13 protein-coding genes and 1 pseudogene are annotated in these 17,137 nt (G+C 65.3%); 9 read left to right on the forward strand and 5 right to left on the reverse strand.

The features are described from left to right. The first annotated feature begins 10 nt into the window (after window positions 1-10). Window positions 11-1,468: an aldehyde dehydrogenase family protein gene (locus tag MUB46_RS22535; protein ID WP_261618228.1), complete on the forward strand. Its 1,458-nt coding sequence runs from the start codon at window positions 11-13 to the stop codon at window positions 1,466-1,468. A 12-nt stretch (window positions 1,469-1,480) separates the two neighbouring features. On the opposite strand, the gene MUB46_RS22540 is transcribed toward MUB46_RS22535, so the two are convergent. Further along, window positions 1,481-3,643: a cytochrome P450/oxidoreductase gene (locus MUB46_RS22540; RefSeq protein WP_261618229.1), complete on the reverse strand. Its 2,163-nt coding sequence runs from the start codon at window positions 3,641-3,643 to the stop codon at window positions 1,481-1,483. Window positions 3,644-4,321: 678 nt separating this feature from the next. On the opposite strand from MUB46_RS22540, the gene hmgA reads away from it, so the two are divergent. The 3 genes from hmgA (at window position 4,322) to MUB46_RS22555 (ending at window position 8,136) form a co-directional block, all read left to right on the forward strand. Next, window positions 4,322-5,677, forward strand: a complete 1,356-nt coding sequence (gene hmgA, locus MUB46_RS22545) for a homogentisate 1,2-dioxygenase (RefSeq protein WP_425256302.1) — start codon at window positions 4,322-4,324, stop codon at window positions 5,675-5,677. Window positions 5,678-6,063: 386 nt separating this feature from the next. Beyond that, window positions 6,064-7,314 (forward strand): fumarylacetoacetase, encoded by a 1,251-nt coding sequence (gene fahA, locus MUB46_RS22550; RefSeq protein ID WP_261618230.1) that lies wholly within the window; start codon window positions 6,064-6,066, stop codon window positions 7,312-7,314. A gap of 468 nt (window positions 7,315-7,782) precedes the next feature. Then, window positions 7,783-8,136 carry a PfkB family carbohydrate kinase gene (locus MUB46_RS22555; protein WP_261618231.1) on the forward strand — a complete coding sequence of 118 codons (354 nt, stop codon included), beginning with the start codon at window positions 7,783-7,785 and terminating at the stop codon, window positions 8,134-8,136. Here the strand turns inward: MUB46_RS22555 and MUB46_RS22560 are convergent. From MUB46_RS22560 to MUB46_RS22575, 4 genes are all read right to left on the reverse strand, one after another. Further along, a complete protein-coding gene (locus tag MUB46_RS22560) occupies window positions 8,098-9,597 on the reverse strand; it encodes a tripartite tricarboxylate transporter permease (RefSeq protein ID WP_261618232.1) in 1,500 nt (499 codons plus the stop codon). The two genes, MUB46_RS22555 and MUB46_RS22560, sit on opposite strands and share 39 nt — an antisense overlap. 9 nt (window positions 9,598-9,606) lie before the next feature. Continuing rightward, window positions 9,607-10,131 carry a tripartite tricarboxylate transporter TctB family protein gene (locus MUB46_RS22565; RefSeq protein WP_261618233.1) on the reverse strand — a complete coding sequence of 175 codons (525 nt, stop codon included), beginning with the start codon at window positions 10,129-10,131 and terminating at the stop codon, window positions 9,607-9,609. Window positions 10,132-10,156: 25 nt separating this feature from the next. After that, window positions 10,157-11,110: a tripartite tricarboxylate transporter substrate binding protein gene (locus MUB46_RS22570; RefSeq protein ID WP_261618234.1), complete on the reverse strand. Its 954-nt coding sequence runs from the start codon at window positions 11,108-11,110 to the stop codon at window positions 10,157-10,159. A gap of 127 nt (window positions 11,111-11,237) precedes the next feature. After that, window positions 11,238-12,050: a FadR/GntR family transcriptional regulator gene (locus tag MUB46_RS22575; protein ID WP_261618235.1), complete on the reverse strand. Its 813-nt coding sequence runs from the start codon at window positions 12,048-12,050 to the stop codon at window positions 11,238-11,240. Between the two features lie 28 nt (window positions 12,051-12,078). Between MUB46_RS22575 and MUB46_RS22580 the strand changes: the two genes are divergently transcribed. The 5 genes and pseudogenes from MUB46_RS22580 to MUB46_RS22600 all read left to right on the forward strand — a co-directional run. Then, window positions 12,079-12,858: an enoyl-CoA hydratase-related protein gene (locus MUB46_RS22580; RefSeq protein ID WP_261618236.1), complete on the forward strand. Its 780-nt coding sequence runs from the start codon at window positions 12,079-12,081 to the stop codon at window positions 12,856-12,858. A 44-nt stretch (window positions 12,859-12,902) separates the two neighbouring features. Continuing rightward, window positions 12,903-14,270, forward strand: a complete 1,368-nt coding sequence (locus tag MUB46_RS22585; RefSeq protein ID WP_261618237.1) for an aspartate aminotransferase family protein — start codon at window positions 12,903-12,905, stop codon at window positions 14,268-14,270. Between the two features lie 8 nt (window positions 14,271-14,278). After that, a complete protein-coding gene (gene speB / locus MUB46_RS22590) occupies window positions 14,279-15,232 on the forward strand; it encodes an agmatinase (protein WP_261618238.1) in 954 nt (317 codons plus the stop codon). Between the two features lie 22 nt (window positions 15,233-15,254). Next, a complete protein-coding gene (locus tag MUB46_RS22595) occupies window positions 15,255-16,478 on the forward strand; it encodes a CaiB/BaiF CoA transferase family protein (RefSeq protein WP_261618239.1) in 1,224 nt (407 codons plus the stop codon). Between the two features lie 136 nt (window positions 16,479-16,614). Next, window positions 16,615-17,104, forward strand: a pseudogene (locus MUB46_RS22600) (FAD-dependent oxidoreductase); the annotation flags it as partial. Between the last annotated feature and the right edge of the window lie 33 nt (window positions 17,105-17,137).

The following is a 17,137-nucleotide window of genomic DNA, read 5'->3' on the forward strand; positions in this document are numbered from 1 at the left end:
AGGGACCAGCATGAAAGAGCTCAAGAACCTGGTTGCCGGGGAATGGCGTGGTTCGGCGAGGACGTGGGACAAAATCAGCCCCTTCAGTGGGCATGTCGTCGCCCGTGTGCACGAAGCCGAGAAGCAGATGATCGACGATGCCGTCGCAGCCGGACGGGCGGCGGCCTTCGGTGAATGGGGAACCATGCCGATGCGCGCCCGCGTTGCGATCATTCGCGACTTTGCACAGAAACTGTCCGCCCGGGTCGACGATCTGGTCGAGGCCGACATGGCCGACACCGGCCGCTCGCGCTGGCAGGCAAGCACCTTCGACGGAAAGCGTGCGACCGGCCTCTTCGAGAAATACTGCGAGCTGGCCCTAACGCTGGAGAACAGGTCCAACAATTTCGAGGGCGAAGGGGGCTTCCAGGGCGTGTGGCTCACGCAGCGCAGGCCGAAAGGCGTCATCGCCTGCATCGCGCCCTGGAACGTGCCGCTGCTGATGATGTCACTGAAGCTGGCGCCGGCCTTGGTGATGGGCAATGCGGCGATTGCGAAGCCTTCGGAAGAAACGCCCAGTTCCACCACCATCCTGGCCGAGGTCATCGCGGCTTCCGAAGTTCCCGATGGTGCGTTCTCGCTTTTGCACGGGTTCGGACGCGATTCCACCGGGGCGTGGATTACCGAGCATCCCGGTGTCGACGCGATCACGTTTACCGGCGAGCCCGCCACCGGGGCGGCGATCATGCGGACGGCAGCGACCGGCCTTCGCGAGGTTTCAATGGAACTTGGCGGGAAGAACCCGGCGCTGGTTTTCGAAGATGTCGATATGGAGCGGGCCATCGAAGGCGGCATGCGCTCCGCCTTCTTCAACACCGGCCAGATCTGTTTCTGTACGGAGCGCGTCTATGTGCACCGCTCGCGCTACGACGAATATGTCGACCGGATGGTGGGTGTCGCGGACTCGATCGTGATGGGGGAGCCGGAGCGGTCCGGGTTCTCCATCGGGCCGCTTGTGTCGCACAGTCACCGCGAGAAAGTGAAATCGCTGGTCGATACCGTCGTTCCCGAGGGGGGCGAGATCCTGGCCGGCGGCCGGATCCCGGAATTTGGCGACGAGCGGGACAAGGGGGCGTTCTACTGCCCGACCGTGGCAGTCGGTCTCGACAGCGATGCGACGATGATGCGCGAAGAGACCTTCGGGCCGGTCATGCATGTTGCGCCCTTCGACGACGAGGACGAGGCGATCGCGCTGGCCAACAATAGCCGCTACGGCCTCGGCGCGGTGATCTGGAGCCAGAACGTTGCCCGCTGTCTATCCCTGCCGCCGAAGCTGCGGGTCGGGCATGTCTGGGTAAACAGCTGGCAGATCAGGGACCTGTCGTCGCCGCTCGCCGGCGTGGGAATTTCCGGGGTTGGGGAGCAGTTCGGGGTCAGGAGCCTGGAGTTCTGCTCTCAACCCCAGACAATCACGATCAGGCTGGACTGAACCGGCTGCGGATCACAGGGCCAGGCGGAGCTTTCCCGCCTTGGTCCTGGAACAGCACGCCATCATGCGGGTATTGGCCTTTCGTTCGGTGCTCGTGAGCACGCGGTCGCGGTGGTCGATGTCGCCCTCCAGAACGGCAACCTCGCACGTTCCGCAAAGGCCTTCGTTGCAATCGCAGGGCACGTCGATCCCGGCCGAGGTCAGGGCGTCGAGCAGCGTCTGGTCGCGTGCGACCTCCACCGTAAGCCCGCTGTCGCTCAGCTCGACCTGGAACGGGAGCTCCTTCTCCGGGTCGAGGATCGAGCTTCCGGTGCTGAAGTGCTCGATGTGCAGCGTTCCTTCCGGCCATGTCTGCGACATTGCATCGAGCGCGTCGAGCATGCGCTCGGGGCCGCAGGAATAGACCTGGTCGCCGACCCGGAGGCCCGACAGAACGGCTGCCAGATCAATTCGGCTGCCTTCGTCGCCGATATGTACCGATAGCGCTTCGCCATGATCGGCAATCGCGCGCTCGAGCAGGCCCATACGGCCGCGCGACGATCCGCAATAGTATAGACGGTAGCGCTTGCCGTCGTGCTTCAGCCGGTCGGCCATGGTGATCATCGGCGTGATGCCGATCCCGCCGGCGACCAGCACGTAGCCAGCGGCGGTCTCATCCAGCTTGAAGTGGTTCTTGGGACCGGCCACCTGGACGACGTCGCCCGCCTGTAGCGTTTCGTGGAAGTGCACCGAGCCGCCGCGGCCCGCGTCCTCCCGCAGGATCGCGACTTGCCAGGTCCGAGTATCCTGCGGGCTGCCGCACAGGGAGTACTTGCGCCGGATGTCGCCGGAAACCAGATCGATATGCGCGCCGGGCGTCCAGCTTGGCAGGCTGCGACCGCGCGGGTCGGCCAGGGCGACCCGCAGGACGCCATCGGCCGTCATCTCCGTTTCCGCCACCACGACCTGGCGCAGGATGTCGTCCTTTGCGGGTGCGCCGATCTTGAAGGACGTCCCGCGCTCCTTGATCGCCGGGTCGGTCTTCTCGGGGTTGAGCGCCGGGTCCCACTCAACGACCAGACTCTCCGGGCCGCGAAAAGACATGTTGGGAAGGTTCCTGAACGTTTGTCCGTCAGCAAGACGGATATGAGGAAGCCTGCGGACGAATTCATCGAGGAAGACGCGCATCTCCATCCGGGCGATGTTCTTGCCCATGCACTGGTGCGCGCCGTAGCCGAAGGTGAGGTGATCGGCGGCATTGTCGCGGTAGATGTCGATGTCGTCGGGGTTCTCCCAGTACCGGCCGTCCTTGTTGGCGCTGGCCTGCACGATCATCAGCTTGCCGCCTTTGGGGATCTTCACGCCACCTACCTCTGTGTCGTCGGTCGCGATCCGACGCCAGGCGACGATTGATCCGGCGACCCGGAGACATTCCTCTACAGCGCTTGGGATCAGGGCGGGATTCTCGCACACCTCGTCCCAGGCGGTGCGATCCGACAGGAGCGTCCAGAACATGTTGCTCGTGGCATTCGACGTGGTCTCGTGCGCCGCGGCCAGGATCGCCATCATCATCGAGCGGAGGTAGCTTTCGGGCACCGCTTCGGGGTGGTCCATATGGGCGCGGATGGTGTCGTACATCCAGCCTTCGCCGGTCGGATCGGCCCGCATCCGGTCCAGAATGTCGTTGGCGGTCTTCCAGAACCGTCCGACGTTCTCGGATATCGCAAGCTGTTCCTCGCGGGTCGGACGCCCCCAGGTGTTCAGGGTGTGGGCGACTGCGAACTGCTTGAGCTCTTCGGCGCCGTCATCGGGAACGCCGAGGAAATGCAGGGCGACGGTCAGGGGGATCTCATAGAACATCTCCGCGACCAGGTCGGCACGCCCCTTGTCGAGGAAGCGGTCCATGTACTGCCGTGCAAGGTTGCGGACAGAAGGTTCGTGCTTGATGAGGTTTTCGGGAAGGAAGGCATCGAGCAGCAGGCGACGCCTTTCCATGTGCTGCGGCTCGTCCTCGTTGACCATGGTCCGCTGAAGGTCGAAGCCGTACTTCTTGAGTATCTCCTGCGCTTCCGGCGGCGCGGGCGTCACCTTCTCGAGAGCGTTGGATGGGGAGAAGAGAAGCGGATCCCGAAAGACGGATTTCACGTCTTCGTATCGGGTGACCACCCAGTAACCCAGCTCCGGCGAATAGAACACCGGCTCTGTATCCCTCGCCCAACGAAGCGAATCTGCGGGATCCCTTTGGTAGGCGCCTTCGAACGGTGTGAACGCCGCGGCCTGTGCCGAGATTGGGCACCCGGTTGGAGAAACGCTACTGGACATCGGTGACCCCGAATATATTATGAATACGGCTCCATAATATTAAATTATCATTATCATACGATGCTTGCAACGCGCGTGGGTGTTCCGATCTTGGGGGCTAACCCCGCTGGATGAACGGCGTCACCGCGTCAGCTAGATGGCATATCCTGTTTCCGGTCGATCGCACGATACGACCCCTGACTGCTTCCTCCGCACGGTCCAGAGGCATGCTATTCTCTTCGGGAACAGGCGTAGGGTTTGACAGTCTTCGCCGGACAAACTGGACATGAACTCCGCCTCGAAGCGATTTGCCTCGCCGGCGGAAATCTCTCGCGCGGACGTCGCGCCGAGGCATCTTGGGTGGAAGGGGACGCGCCATTCGATCCGGAACACCCTGTAGCGAGATTTGTGGCGACCGTGAAACGCAAGGCTTGTCTGCTTTGCCGCCATTGCGAGCGGACAGGGCATGACGGCTTTCGAACGAAAATCATGTGATTTTGTCGTTATCATCATATTTTTGCTTGTTGGTTGCAAACTCAACCAATACCGTCGTGAGAACGGAAAGGAGCCAGCATGAACACGCAAACAAGGATCTCGGGACTTTTGCGCGCTCCCAATACAGGGGGCACAACCGAAGGCTACATGCCCGGCTGGGCCAACGACTTCGAGACTGAAGCGCTGCCCGGCGCCTTGCCGCAGGGCATGAACTCGCCACAACGCTGCGCGTATGGCCTGTACGGTGAGCAGCTTTCCGGCACAGCATTCACGGCCAATCCGCCCGAACGCACCTGGTGCTATCGCATCCGGCCATCGGTCAAGCATTCGCACCGCTACCAGCGCATTGATGTGCCGTACTGGAAGTCGGCGCCCAACGTGGTGGACGATGTCACCAGCCTCGGACAGTACCGCTGGGACCCGGTGCCGCACAGCGATGACGACCTGACCTGGCTGACGGGCATGCGCACCATGACCACGGCCGGCGACGTCAACACCCAGGTCGGCATGGCCAGCCACATCTATCTCGTCACCCGGTCCATGGTGGACGAGTATTTCTATTCGGCGGACAGCGAACTTCTTGTGGTTCCTCAGGAAGGCCGGATGCGCTTTGCGACGGAGCTTGGGATCATCGACATCGAGCCAAAGGAAATCGCCGTCATCCCGCGCGGGCTGGTCTACCGTGTCGAAGTTCTCGACGGGCCGTGCCGCGGCTTTGTCTGCGAGAACTACGGCCAGAAGTTCGACCTGCCGGGGCGTGGCCCGATCGGCGCCAACTGCATGGCTAATCCGCGCGACTTCAAGGCGCCGGTCGCGGCCTTCGAGGACCGGGAAACGACCTCGGGTCTGACGGTGAAATGGTGCGGTCAGTTCCACCGGACCGAGATCGGGCAAAGTCCGCTCGATGTGGTAGCCTGGCACGGCAACTACGCGCCCTACAAATACGACCTTCGCGCCTATTGCCCGGTCGGCGCGATCCTGTTCGATCACCCCGATCCGTCGATCTTTACCGTCCTGACCGCGCCCTCGGGCTCTCCGGGAACGGCGAATATCGACTTCGTGCTGTTCCGCGAGCGCTGGTTGGTCGCCGAGAACACCTTCCGCCCGCCATGGTATCATAAGAACATCATGTCCGAGCTGATGGGGAACATCTACGGACAGTACGACGCCAAGCCCCAGGGCTTCGTGCCCGGCGGCATGTCGTTGCACAACATGATGCTGCCGCACGGACCGGATCGCGACGCCTTCGAGGGCGCGTCACGCGCGAATCTCGGTCCCGACAAGCTCGACAACACGATGTCGTTCATGTTCGAGACCCGGTTCCCGCAGCATTTGACCGAGTTCGCCGGCAAGGAGGCGCCGCTGCAGGACAACTACATCGACTGCTGGGAGAGCCTCGAAAAGAAGTTCGACGGTACGCCGGGGCTCAAGTGAGGCTTTTGACCTACTGGCGCTCGGCCACGTCCTACCGTGTCCGAATCCCACTTGATCTGAAGGGGATCGCCGACGAGGCGGTTCCAGTCGGCCAGGTCGCGGGAGAGCAGAATGACGACAACGACACGGCGCGGTGCTGACGCAGTCGATGGCGATCCTCGATCGGCTTGAAGAGACGCGTCCCGAAACCGCGCTTCTACCGACCGAAGCTATCGCGCGGGCTGGCCGAGCTCCGCCTCCTCCGCAGCCCTACAACGCCTGTCGCTGGGGCTGCGGCCTGTCGCCGTCCCACCGCCTGATCGGATCGAGGCCCGCTGCCCGCCTTACCGACCTTCGATCTGGTTCGCCCCGAAAACCAGCCAGACGCCAACTGACGGAGATCCCCGATGACCGACCTCGTTCGATCCTGGGTTGAAAGTGCCAACGCGCCCGACACCGACTTCCCTTTGAACAATCTGCCATACGGGGTGTTCTCGACCGGGAGCAACCGGCCCCGGTGCGGTGTCGCGATCGGGTCCGAGATCCTGGACGTTGCGGCGCTCGAGGAAGCCGGCGTGCTGGACTTCGGCGAGGCGCTCCGCGCCGGCACCTGGAACGACTTCATGAACCTCGGGCAGAGTTCCTGGGCGCGCCTGAGGTCCACATTGACCGCGTTGCTGCGCGAGGGAGCCGAAAGCGAAGCACGCCTGAGAACGCACATCGTGGCGCAAGCCGACGCGACTCTACACATGCCCTTCCGGGTGGCCGAATACACCGATTTCTATGCCTCGCGGCATCATGCCTTCAACGTCGGCAGCATGTTCCGAGGTCCCGAGAACGCGCTGCCGCCCAACTGGTTGCACATTCCGATCGGCTACAATGGCCGCGCCTCGTCGGTGGTCGTCTCGGGAACGCCCCTGCGACGGCCGTGGGGCCAGCTCAAGGGACCGGACGACGCGGCGCCGCGCTTCGGGCCGTCGCAGCGGTTCGACATCGAGCTCGAGCTGGGCGCGGTCGTCGGACAGGCCTCGGCCGGTCCGCTCAGCGTGGCGCAGGCCTTTGACAACATCTTCGGCTTCGTGCTGCTGAACGACTGGTCGGCCCGCGATATCCAGGCCTGGGAATACCAGCCGCTCGGCCCCTTCCAGTCGAAGGCGACGGCGACGACGATCAGCCCCTGGATCGTGACCGCCGACGCCCTGGATCCGTTCCGGGTGGACCCCCCCCCGCGCGAGGTGCCGCTGCTTCCGCACCTGATGGACGACGGCCCGATGCTTTACGATATCTCCCTCGAGATCGGGCTAACCCCGGACGGCGGGCAGGAGACGGCGATTTCGCGCACCAACTACCGCGAGATGTACTACTCGGCCGCGCAGCAGCTGGCGCACCATACAAGCTGCGGCTGCCCGATGCGGGTCGGTGATCTGCTTGGTTCGGGGACGATCTCGGGGCCCGATCGCGGCAACCGAGGGTCGCTTCTGGAACTCAGTTGGGGCGGTAAGGAACCGATCGATATTGACGGAGGCACGCGACGTTTCGTCGAAGACGGCGATACGATTACGCTTCGCGGCCATGCGACGGGCAAGGGATATCGCATTGGTTTCGGGGCGTGCTCGGGAAAAGTGCTGCCCGCCGAAGCGCGGCGAAAACCAGATTAGCCTTGTCTGGACCTGAGACCTCGAAACCCTTGTCCGGGACAGCAACAAGCGCTTGTGCAGGTTGGTCCCGAGCCGGGTATCGGATGGCGAGCCTGTTGCACAACGCGACCGAGGCGGTGACGGCGATACCGGCGTCTCGTTCATTGTGAATCGCCCCGAGTTTTCTAGATGCCCTCGGTTCTCATTCTCTGCTGCCATTCGTACTCGACAGGTGACAGCATCCCGTTCCTCAACAATCGACCTGGACCAGTCAGATCGGGCTGCTCCTTCTGTGGTCCTCCGTTTCGTATACATAGCGGTGGATCAGTTCAGTCGGGAAGGATCACGTCGGCTTCGGGCGGAACTGCCGGACTGACCGCATAAGGTCGACAACGCGGCAACTGCGCCGCGCGCTGAGACCGAGTTTTGTCATGAGATAGCCCATGGCTCGTCTCCTATCCGATGTTTCGCGCGATCGAGATTGCCCGCGTGGCTGACTCGCGGGTCGCCTACGGCACCACCCCGCGGCTCCAGCGATGGCCGCTGGCATGCGCTCACGCGGTCATCCATGCCGCCGTGGCCGGCTGCGACATCGCCCTGCCGGGCCGTGATGACGCCGTCAAGCTCGCCGGCAGCGACGATCCCGACATGATTGCCGACGTCTGTCTTGGTCTGGGTTGGGGGCTGACACTCGGTGCCGACGGGACGCTCGTCGCGACCCGTGACCGGCGCAATCATGTTCCCGCACTGCGGGTCGAGGCGGCCGATGCTACCGGCGCCGGCTGCGCTCCCGTTGCGGTGACGTCAGTTCCTGCCGGCGGCACGACGCCACAGGGCCGTTAGGAGCGGACCGAAGAAAAATACCGCGGCAAGCAATAGCAGGCCCGCGGCGATCGGCGTTGCAACCAGGGCCGAGGGGTCGAAGTCCGACATCAGGAGAGCCCGCCGCAGGGACGTCTCCACGATCGGACCGAGCACCAGGCCGAGCACCACCGGGGCCAGCGGATAGCGGCCGGCTTCCAAGACCAGGCCGAGCAGCGCGAACACCAGCATGATGGCGGCGGCCGTGGAGTCGCCGTAGGCCAGCGAGCCGGCCACCGCGATCGACAGGATGCCCGTGGCCAAGAGCGGGTAGGGCACGTGCGTCATGCGGTTGAACAGCCGGATGAAGATGAACGCCATCACTAGGATCAGCAGGTTGCTCAGCGCGATGCCCGAAAACAGGCCATAGACCAGCGGACGCTCGTGGATGAACAGGAACGGTCCGGGCTGCAGGTTGTGGACCAGGAACGCCCCCATCAATACCGCCGTAGTGCCGCTGCCGGGAATGCCGAGCGAGAGGAGCGGGATCATGGCGCCGACCGTCGCCGCGTTGTTCGCCGATTCGGGCGCGGCGATGCCTTCCAGTTTGCCGGTGCCGAACTGTTCGGGATGTTTCGACAGTCGCACCTCGGTGGTGTAGCTGAGGATCGCGGCCGTTGTGGCGCCGGCGCCGGGCAGGATGCCGACGCCGAGCCCCAGGATCGACGAGCGCAGCACCGTCCATTTCAGCTTGAGGTACTCGGCAAGGCGCAGTCGCGCTGCCGCTTCGCGGATGTTGCCGGGCTTGCCGATCGGTTGGCTGACCAGGTCGAGGTCGCGCAGCGATATCCGCCGGTAGACCTCCGAGGCCGCGAACAGGCCGATGATTGCGGGAACGAACGGCACGCCGGACAAGAGCGAGGAGACGCCGAAATCGAAACGCTTGCTGCCGGTGATCTCGTCGATCCCCACTGTGGCGAGGATCAGACCGATCAAGGCCGCGATGGCGCCCTTGACCGGATTGCCCGACGTGATCGCGGCGATGCAGCTCAGCCCCAGCATGGCCAGCGCGAAATACTCCGCCGGTCCGAATTTCAAGGCGATCGAGGCCAGGAAAGGCGTGAACGAGAACAGCGCCAGCGACGCCAGCAACCCGCCGATCGCCGAACTGTAGACGGCGGTGGCCAGCGCCTTGCGCGCCTCGCCCCGGCGGGTGAATTCGTGGCCCTCGATCGCCGTCATGATGGCTTCCGAGGAGCCCGGCACGCGGAACAGGATGGCGGTGATCGAACCGGCGAAGACCCCGGCAACGTAGAGCGCGCTGAAGAAGATCAGCGCCGGGGCCGGGTCCATCGCGTAGGTGATCGGCAACAGCAGCGCCACGCCGGTCGTCGCGTCGAGGCCGGGCAGGGCGCCGAACAGCATTCCCACCGCCACGCCGAGCAGCAGGAAGGGCAACACGTCCGGCGTCAGGACCAGCAGCAGCCCCTGAAGGATTTCCATGGTGCCGTCCTAGTAGAAGAGGTGACTAAAGGCGCCGAAAACCCCGCGGCCGCGCGGCAGCGGCGCGTTCATGACGCCGACGAACAGCAGCGTCAGGCCGATCGTCAGGACCGGCGGCGCAACGAGCAGCACACGCGGTTGCCGCACCCGGAAGACGAAGAACAGGAGGGCGAACTGGAACAGCGGCGTCGCCAGCAGGAAACCCACGCGCGGCAGGATGGCGACATAAGCGGCCGTTGCGCCGACCGCGATCGCCAGGTCGGCCCAGTAGACCGGCAGCGCTTCGCCGCCGCCGGATGTCCGCGACCGTCCGATAACCGAAGAGACGACCTGCGCGGCGCATAGCGCGATCATCATCGCGAGAAGCAGTTTGGGAAAGAAGTCCGGCCCGATCGCCTCGTAGCGTTTCGCGCCGCCGGTGAACCGGTCCGCCAGGGTCCACAAGTAAAGGGAGAGGCCGATCAGCGCGACCGGCAGAACCAATTCAGCGAACATTGCCGCTCGCGTGCCCGGTTGCTCGTCGGTATCCGCCATGATTAGCCCCTCCCGCTGAATGTGATCAGTTCTTGGAGCCGATCACGCTCTTGTAGGCGTCGTGCTCCTTCGCCAGCGTCGCGCTGAAATCGGCGGCGCCCTGACGCCCCGGATACAGGTTAAGCATCCGGCCGGCCTCAAACTCCTGGTAGACCGGCGTGTCGGCCGCCGCCATGAAGGCCGCCTCGAGTTGCGAAACGGCGGCTTCGTCGGTGCCGGCCTTGACAGAAACGCCGCGCCACAGCGATGGCGGAACGTCATAGCCCTTGCCGCCGGCGGCCGGGACGTCCGCGTAGGCCTCGAGCGACTCGTCGGCCAAAGCCAGCAGCGGCTTGACCTGTCCGGCCTCGATCATCGGCGCCATCACGCTGACCTCGTCGTAGATCATGTCGAGGCGGCCGCCGATCAGGTCGGCGTGCATGTCGGATGCGTTCTCGTAGGGGATATAGCGATAGCCGACGCCAGCCGAGTCGAGGATGATCGAGACGACGATCTCGTCGAAGCTCGCCGCCCCGGTTCCGCCGACCAGCAGTTCCTTGTCGGCCGAGGCGACGTCGTCCCACGAGCCGATGCCGCCGTCCTCGGCGCCGTAGAGCATGCCAATGTCGACATGCGCGCGCATCACCGGCGCCAGGTCGGTGTGGGAGAGGTCGGTCAGGCCAGTGATCTCGTTGGTCAGCTGATCCGGCGTGACGCTGAATAGCGTGCAGCCGTCGGCATCGCGCGCCAGCACTTCTTCCATCGCGGTGATCGACGAGGCGCCCGGCATGTTGATCACCGTGACCGGTACGCCCAGCGCGTCGCCGACGCCCGGTGCCATGCTGCGGGCGAACGTGTCGCTGCCGCCGCCGGCACCCCAGCCGACGATCCATTCGACGCTATCGCACGGATAGTCGGCGGCGTGTCCGGCCAGGGGTGCCATCATTACCGCGCCGCCTGCCACGATGGCGGCGGCAATCGTTCCTACACTGTGGAACATAGTTCCCTCCAAGCTTGCCATTGTCGGCTATTTTCTAGGTTGCCGTACGCGACTTGCGATGCGGCCGGAGCATACTAGCCAGACAAAGTTTGTCTGACAAATACTTGTTGTCGACGATGTGTGGATTTTAGTTCTGGCGGCCTTTCGGGGCGGGCAGGAGCCCGGCATCCTCGGCCGCCGTGGTCAGGTGGACGAGCATCGCCGCGCGGGCTCGGTCGGGATCGCGGGCGCGGATCGCGCGGTAGATGGCGGTATGCTCCATGTAGTTCTTGGCCAGCACCGATTCGTCTTGTGCGGCGGGCGGATAGGACAGCTCGACATTGTTGCGCAGGCTGGTGTCGAGCAGCCGCGCGAAATCGATGAAGTAGCGGTTGCCGGTCGCTTGGGCGATGGCGCGATGGAAAGCGGTGTCGGCCTGGATCGCCGCCTCGCGGTCGGTCAGGGCCGCCTCCATGCTCTGCACGGCATCTTCTATCGCTTTGATATCACTATCGTTCCAGCGGTCCGCCGCCATCGCGGCGCCGGCCGTCTCGATGACCATACGAAGTTCGAAGATCTGTGCCTGGTCTTCGCGGCTGTCAGCGGCGTCGGGGGGGATGCGGAACGCGTGGCCGTTGCCCGATCCGACGATAAACAGTCCGGCGCCGCGGCGGCTGAACAGGATGCCGTCGTGCTTCAGCTTCGAGATGGCATCGCGGACCGTCGCCCGGCTGGCGCCGAACCGGCTGCACAGCTCGCGTTCCGTGGGCAGACGCTGGCCCTCCGCATAGACGCCCTCGGCGATTTCCTCGCGCAAGGTTACCGCAATCATGTCCGGCGCTGCCGCACGCTGCCTGTGAGCCACCGAAAAGTCGTCCCTTCGCAGATTGTCCCGCCGGGTCGGGGGAGTTGTCAGACAACATTTTGAGTGATTATAGTGCCCACCACGATCATCCGACAAGTCGGACGCCACGCATCACGGAGGGAACATGGCTGGCGACGTGCTACTGGAACGCGACGGTGGCATTGCTGTCGTCACCCTCTCGCAGCCTGACAAGCTGAACGCCATGACGACCGCCATGTATGATCGCCTGGGGGCGATCATGGACACGGTTTCCGCCGACGATTCGGTGCGCTGCGTGGTGCTGCGCGGGGCCGGCGAGCGCGCGTTCTGCCCCGGCAGCGACATCACAGAATTCGGCGGCGAACGCGAAGGCCGCGCGCAGGCGAAAGACTACGCCGGGCGCACCAACGCCAGCGTCTTCAAGGTCGGCACCTGCCGCCATCCCACTGTCGCCCTGATTCGCGGCGTCTGCGTGGGCGGCGGCATGGAAATCGCCAGCATGTGCGACGTCCGCATCTGTGGTCGCAGCAGCCGGTTCGGCATTCCCATCAATCGGCTCGGCCTGACCGTCGACTACGACGAGCTCGGCATGCTGGTCGAGCTGATCGGCCGCCGGCGCACGCTCGAGCTGCTCCTGGAAGGCCGCATCATCGACGCCGGCGAGGCCGAGCGGATCGGACTCGTGACGCGCTGCGTCGCAGACGGCGACGTCGAGGCCGACGCGATGGCGACGGCCGGTCGAATCGCCGAAGCCGCGCCGCTGGTCAACCGGTGGCACAAGCGCTTCGTGCGCCGGCTCGCCGAGCCCGGCCCGCTGTCCGAGGCCGAGCTTAACGAAGCGTTCGACTGCTTCGATACCGAGGACTATCGAATCGGCCGCGCCGCCTTCGCCGAAAAGAAGACGCCGCAGTTCGTCGGACGCTGACGCTCCGACACTCCCCCGCAGGGTTCGCAAGGAAAGAAACGGCCATGAAGCCCAATTCCGCCGCCGCGCGCGACATCGCCTACCATCTCCATCCCGCCACCAACGCCCGCCGCCACGAACAGATCGGGCCGATGGTGATCGAGCGCGGACACGGCATCTACGTGGTCGACGACCAGGGCCAGGAATACATCGAGGGGCTGGCCGGCCTGTGGAGCGTCGCCGTCGGGTTTGGCGAGGAACGGCTGGCGCGCGTCGCCGACGCGCAGCTTCGCAAACTGCCCTATTATCATTCCTTCGCCCACAAATCGCACCCCGCCGTGATCGATCTGTCGGAGCGGCTGGTCGGCATCTCGCCGGAGCGGCTGACGAAGGTGTTCTTCACCAACTCCGGCTCCGAGGCCAACGACACGGCGATCAAACTGATCTGGTATGCCAACAACGCCCGCGGCCGGCCGGAGAAGAAAAAGATCATCTCGCGGCACAGGGCCTATCACGGCATCACCATCGCGGCGGCGAGCCTGACCGGTCTGCCGCCCAACCACCGGCTGTTCGACCTGCCGCTGCCCGGTTTCCTCCATGTCTCCTGTCCGCATCACTACCGCGGCGCCGAACCCGGCGAGAGCCAGGAGGACTTCGCGACCCGTCTCGCCGAAGAACTCGACGAGACGATCGTGCGCGAGGGACCCGACACGGTCGCCGCCTTCATCGGCGAGCCGCTTATGGGGGCAGGCGGCGTCATCGTCCCACCGCGCACCTACTGGGAGAAGATCCAGGCGGTGCTGCGCAAGCACGATGTCTGGCTTATCGCCGACGAGGTCATCAACGGCTTCGGTCGGACGGGGCGGATGTTCGCCTGCGAGACCTACGGCATCGATCCCGACGTGATGGTGCTGTCGAAGCAGATCACCTCGTCGTACGCGCCGCTGGCCGCGGTGCTGATCAGCGACGAGATCTACGAGGCGGTCGCCGACGGATCCGCCGAGGTGGGCACCTTCGGCCACGGCTTCACCGGCAGCGGCCATCCGGTCGCCACCGCCGTCGGACTGGAAAACCTGAACATCATCGAGGAGCGGGACCTCGTCGGCCATGCCGCCGCGATGAGCGCACCGTTCCTCGACGCCCTGCACGGATTTGCCGACCGGCCGCTGGTCGGCGAGACGCGGGGCGCCGGCCTCATTGGGGCCGTCGAGCTGGTCGCCGACAAGGCAACCAAAGCGGCGTTCGCCCAGCCCGGCGCGACCGGCCAGGCGGTTGCCGAAGCCTGTCACCGGGAAGGTCTGATCATCCGTGCGATCGGCGACGTGATCGCGTTCTGCCCGCCGCTGATCATCGAGGCCGGCGAGATCGCCGACATGTTCGCCCGGTTCGATCGCGCTCTGTCGCAGGTCGAAGCGACACAGGCCGCAGCGTGAGCCCCGCAATGGACCGGACCCTTCATCAGCCGCTGAGCGGCAACGACATGCCGCGCTTCGGCGGCATCGCCACCATGATGCGGCTTCCCCACGTCGCCGATGCAACGGGTCTCGACGCCTGCTTCGTCGGCATCCCGCTGGACATCGGCACCGGCAACCGCTCGGGCACGCGCTTCGGGGCCCGCCAGATTCGCGCCGAATCGGTGCTGATCCGGCCCTACAACATGGCGACGTGGGCGGCCCCCTTCGATTCACTGTCGGTCGCCGACGTCGGCGACATCCCGACCAATCCGTACGACCTCAAGGACAGCGTGCGGATCATCGAGACTTTCTATTCCGACCTGCTGGGCAAGGGTGTGCGGCCGCTCGGCATGGGCGGCGACCATACGCTGGTGCTGCCCGTCTTGCGCGCGATCCATGGCCGGCACGGCAAGGTGGCGCTGATCCACGTCGACGCCCACGCCGACGTCAACGACACGATGTCGGGCGAGACGATCGCCCACGGCACGCCGATCCGGCGTGCCGTCGAGGAGGGCTTGGTCGATCCGGGCCGCAGCGTGCAGATCGGCCTGCGGGGCACCGGCTACGCCGCGGACGATTTCGACTGGCCGCGGCGGCAGGGTTTCCGCGTCGTTCCTGCCGAGGACTGCTGGTATCGCTCGCTTGGCCCCCTGATGGAGGAAGTGCGCGAACGGGTGGGAACCGCTCCGGTCTACATGACCTTCGACATCGATTCGCTCGATCCGGGCTTTGCACCGGGCACGGGCACCCCGGAGCCCGGCGGCCTGCTGCCGCAGCAGGCGCTTGAGATCATTCGCGGCTGCCGCGGCCTCGATCTGGTCGGTGCCGACCTCGTCGAGGTATCGCCGCCCTACGATCCGTCGGGCAACACCGCGCTGACCGCGGCCAATTTCCTGTTCGAGATGCTGTGCGTCCTGCCGGGCGTGCACTATCGCGACTGATCGTACAATTCAGGAGGCAACTATGGACGACGCGCGCAAGGGGCCGCTGCACGGTATCGTGGTTCTCGAACTGGCCCATGTCATGGCCGGCCCGACATGCGGCCGGATGCTGGCCGACATGGGCGCCGACGTCATCAAGATAGAGCGGTTGCCCGGCGGCGATGACACCCGCCGCGACCGGGTGACCTCGGAGTCTTCGGAAGACGACGATTCGTACGCCTTCATGATGATGAACCGCAACAAGCGCGGCCTGGCGCTCGATCTGAAGACCGAGTCGGGCAAGGCGGTGTTGCGGCGGCTACTCGAAAAGGCCGACGTGCTGATCGAGAACTACCGCCACGACACCATGGCCAAGCTCGGCTTTTCCTACGAGACGCTGCACGAAACCTATCCGCGGCTGGTCTATTGCGCGGTGTCGGGATTCGGCCGGACCGGTCCCTACGCGACGCGGGGCGGCTTCGACCTGGTTGCCCAGGGCATGAGCGGCATCATGAGTTTCACCGGCGAAGGCGACGGCCGACCGCCGGTCAAGATGGGCGCGCCGGTGACCGACATCACCGCCGGCATCCTCGCCGCCATGGGCGTCTGTGCCGCCCTTCACAACCGCAACGTCACCGGCAAGGGACAGATGGTCGACACCTCGCTGTTCGAGGCAGGCATCACCTTCAGCTACTGGCACTCCGCCATCAGCTTTGCCACCGGCGACAGTCCCGGCGCGCTCGGATCCCGCCATCCGCTCAACGCGCCCTATCAGGCCTACCGGACGGCGGATGGCTGGATCAACATCGGCGGGGCGAACGAATCCAACTGGCACCGCCTGGTCGCCGCGCTCGACGCCGAGGAGCTTGGAACGGATCCCCGGTTCTTTGACAACGGCGCCCGGATGGCCAATGTCGACGCGCTAGAACAGGAGCTCAACGCGCGGCTGTCGCAGCGCACCACCGCCGTGTGGATGGCCGTCCTCGACGCCGCCGGCGTACCCGCCGGACCGATCATGTCGGTCGACGAGATGCACCGCGACGCCCAGACCGTGTCTCGCGGCATGGTGACGGAGTGCGATCACCTGCGGCACGGCACCGTCAAGACGATCGGCTTTCCGGTGAAGTTCGACGAGACGCCGGCCGGCGTCTGGCGCGCCGCCCCCGTTTTCGGCCAGCACAGCCGCGAGGTGCTGAAGGAATACGGCTATGCCGACGCGGAGATCGACGGGTTTGTCGCCGAGGGGGCCATCCAGCCCGGCGCGTGAGCGCGCCGGCGCCGCCGCGGCGGTCAACCGCCGCCCCCTCGAACCCGCCGCGCGGCTCCCCGCTGCCCACCATCCCGCCTGCGCCGGCGCAAGGCGGCGCCGCGAACTGTTCGCCATCGCATTGTGAGCGATCCGATATTCGCCCGCGCTCGTTCGCCCGTTGGGCCTGCGCCTGCCGGTCTATCCGGTGAAGGGATACTCGATCACGCTGCCGATCGCGGACGAAGTGCGCGCCGGTTTCCACGGTCATGGACGAAACCTACAAGATCGCCATCACCCGGCTGGGATCGTCGATCCGGGTCGGCGGCACCGCCGAGATCGCCGGATACGATCTGTCGCTGCGGCCCGGCCGGCGGGGACCGCTCGATTTTTCGGTCAGCGACCTGTTCGGCGGCGGCGGTCAGATGGACAAGGCGACGTTCTGGTGCGGCCTCAGGCCGATGACACCGGACGGACCTCCGATCGTCGGCGCGACGCGCATCGACGGGCTGTATCTCAATACGGGGCGGGGCACGCTGGGGTGGACGATGGCCTGCGGCTCGGCGCGGGTGCTCGCGGACCTGATCTCGGGGCAGACGCCCGACGTCGACGTCAGCGAACTGGGCCTGCAGCGCTACCAGACATAGCCGCGCCGGGAATCGTGCCATGGCGGGGCTAGC

It is taken from the genome of Microbaculum marinisediminis (assembly GCF_025397915.1).
Taxonomy (GTDB): Bacteria; Pseudomonadota; Alphaproteobacteria; order Rhizobiales; family Tepidamorphaceae; genus Microbaculum; species Microbaculum marinisediminis.

Bases quoted from the DNA above. Each gene is read 5' to 3' on its own strand.
- MUB46_RS22535 (WP_261618228.1), top strand. From the start codon at position 11: ATGAAAGAGCTCAAGAACCTGGTTGCCGGGGAATGGCGTGGTTCGGCG.
- hmgA (WP_425256302.1), top strand. From the start codon at position 4,322: ATGAACACGCAAACAAGGATCTCGGGACTTTTGCGCGCTCCCAATACA.
- fahA (WP_261618230.1), top strand. From the start codon at position 6,064: ATGACCGACCTCGTTCGATCCTGGGTTGAAAGTGCCAACGCGCCCGAC.
- MUB46_RS22560 (WP_261618232.1), bottom strand. From the start codon at position 9,597: ATGGAAATCCTTCAGGGGCTGCTGCTGGTCCTGACGCCGGACGTGTTG.
- MUB46_RS22565 (WP_261618233.1), bottom strand. From the start codon at position 10,131: ATGGCGGATACCGACGAGCAACCGGGCACGCGAGCGGCAATGTTCGCT.
- MUB46_RS22570 (WP_261618234.1), bottom strand. From the start codon at position 11,110: ATGTTCCACAGTGTAGGAACGATTGCCGCCGCCATCGTGGCAGGCGGC.
- MUB46_RS22580 (WP_261618236.1), top strand. From the start codon at position 12,079: ATGGCTGGCGACGTGCTACTGGAACGCGACGGTGGCATTGCTGTCGTC.
- MUB46_RS22585 (WP_261618237.1), top strand. From the start codon at position 12,903: ATGAAGCCCAATTCCGCCGCCGCGCGCGACATCGCCTACCATCTCCAT.
- speB (WP_261618238.1), top strand. From the start codon at position 14,279: ATGGACCGGACCCTTCATCAGCCGCTGAGCGGCAACGACATGCCGCGC.
- MUB46_RS22595 (WP_261618239.1), top strand. From the start codon at position 15,255: ATGGACGACGCGCGCAAGGGGCCGCTGCACGGTATCGTGGTTCTCGAA.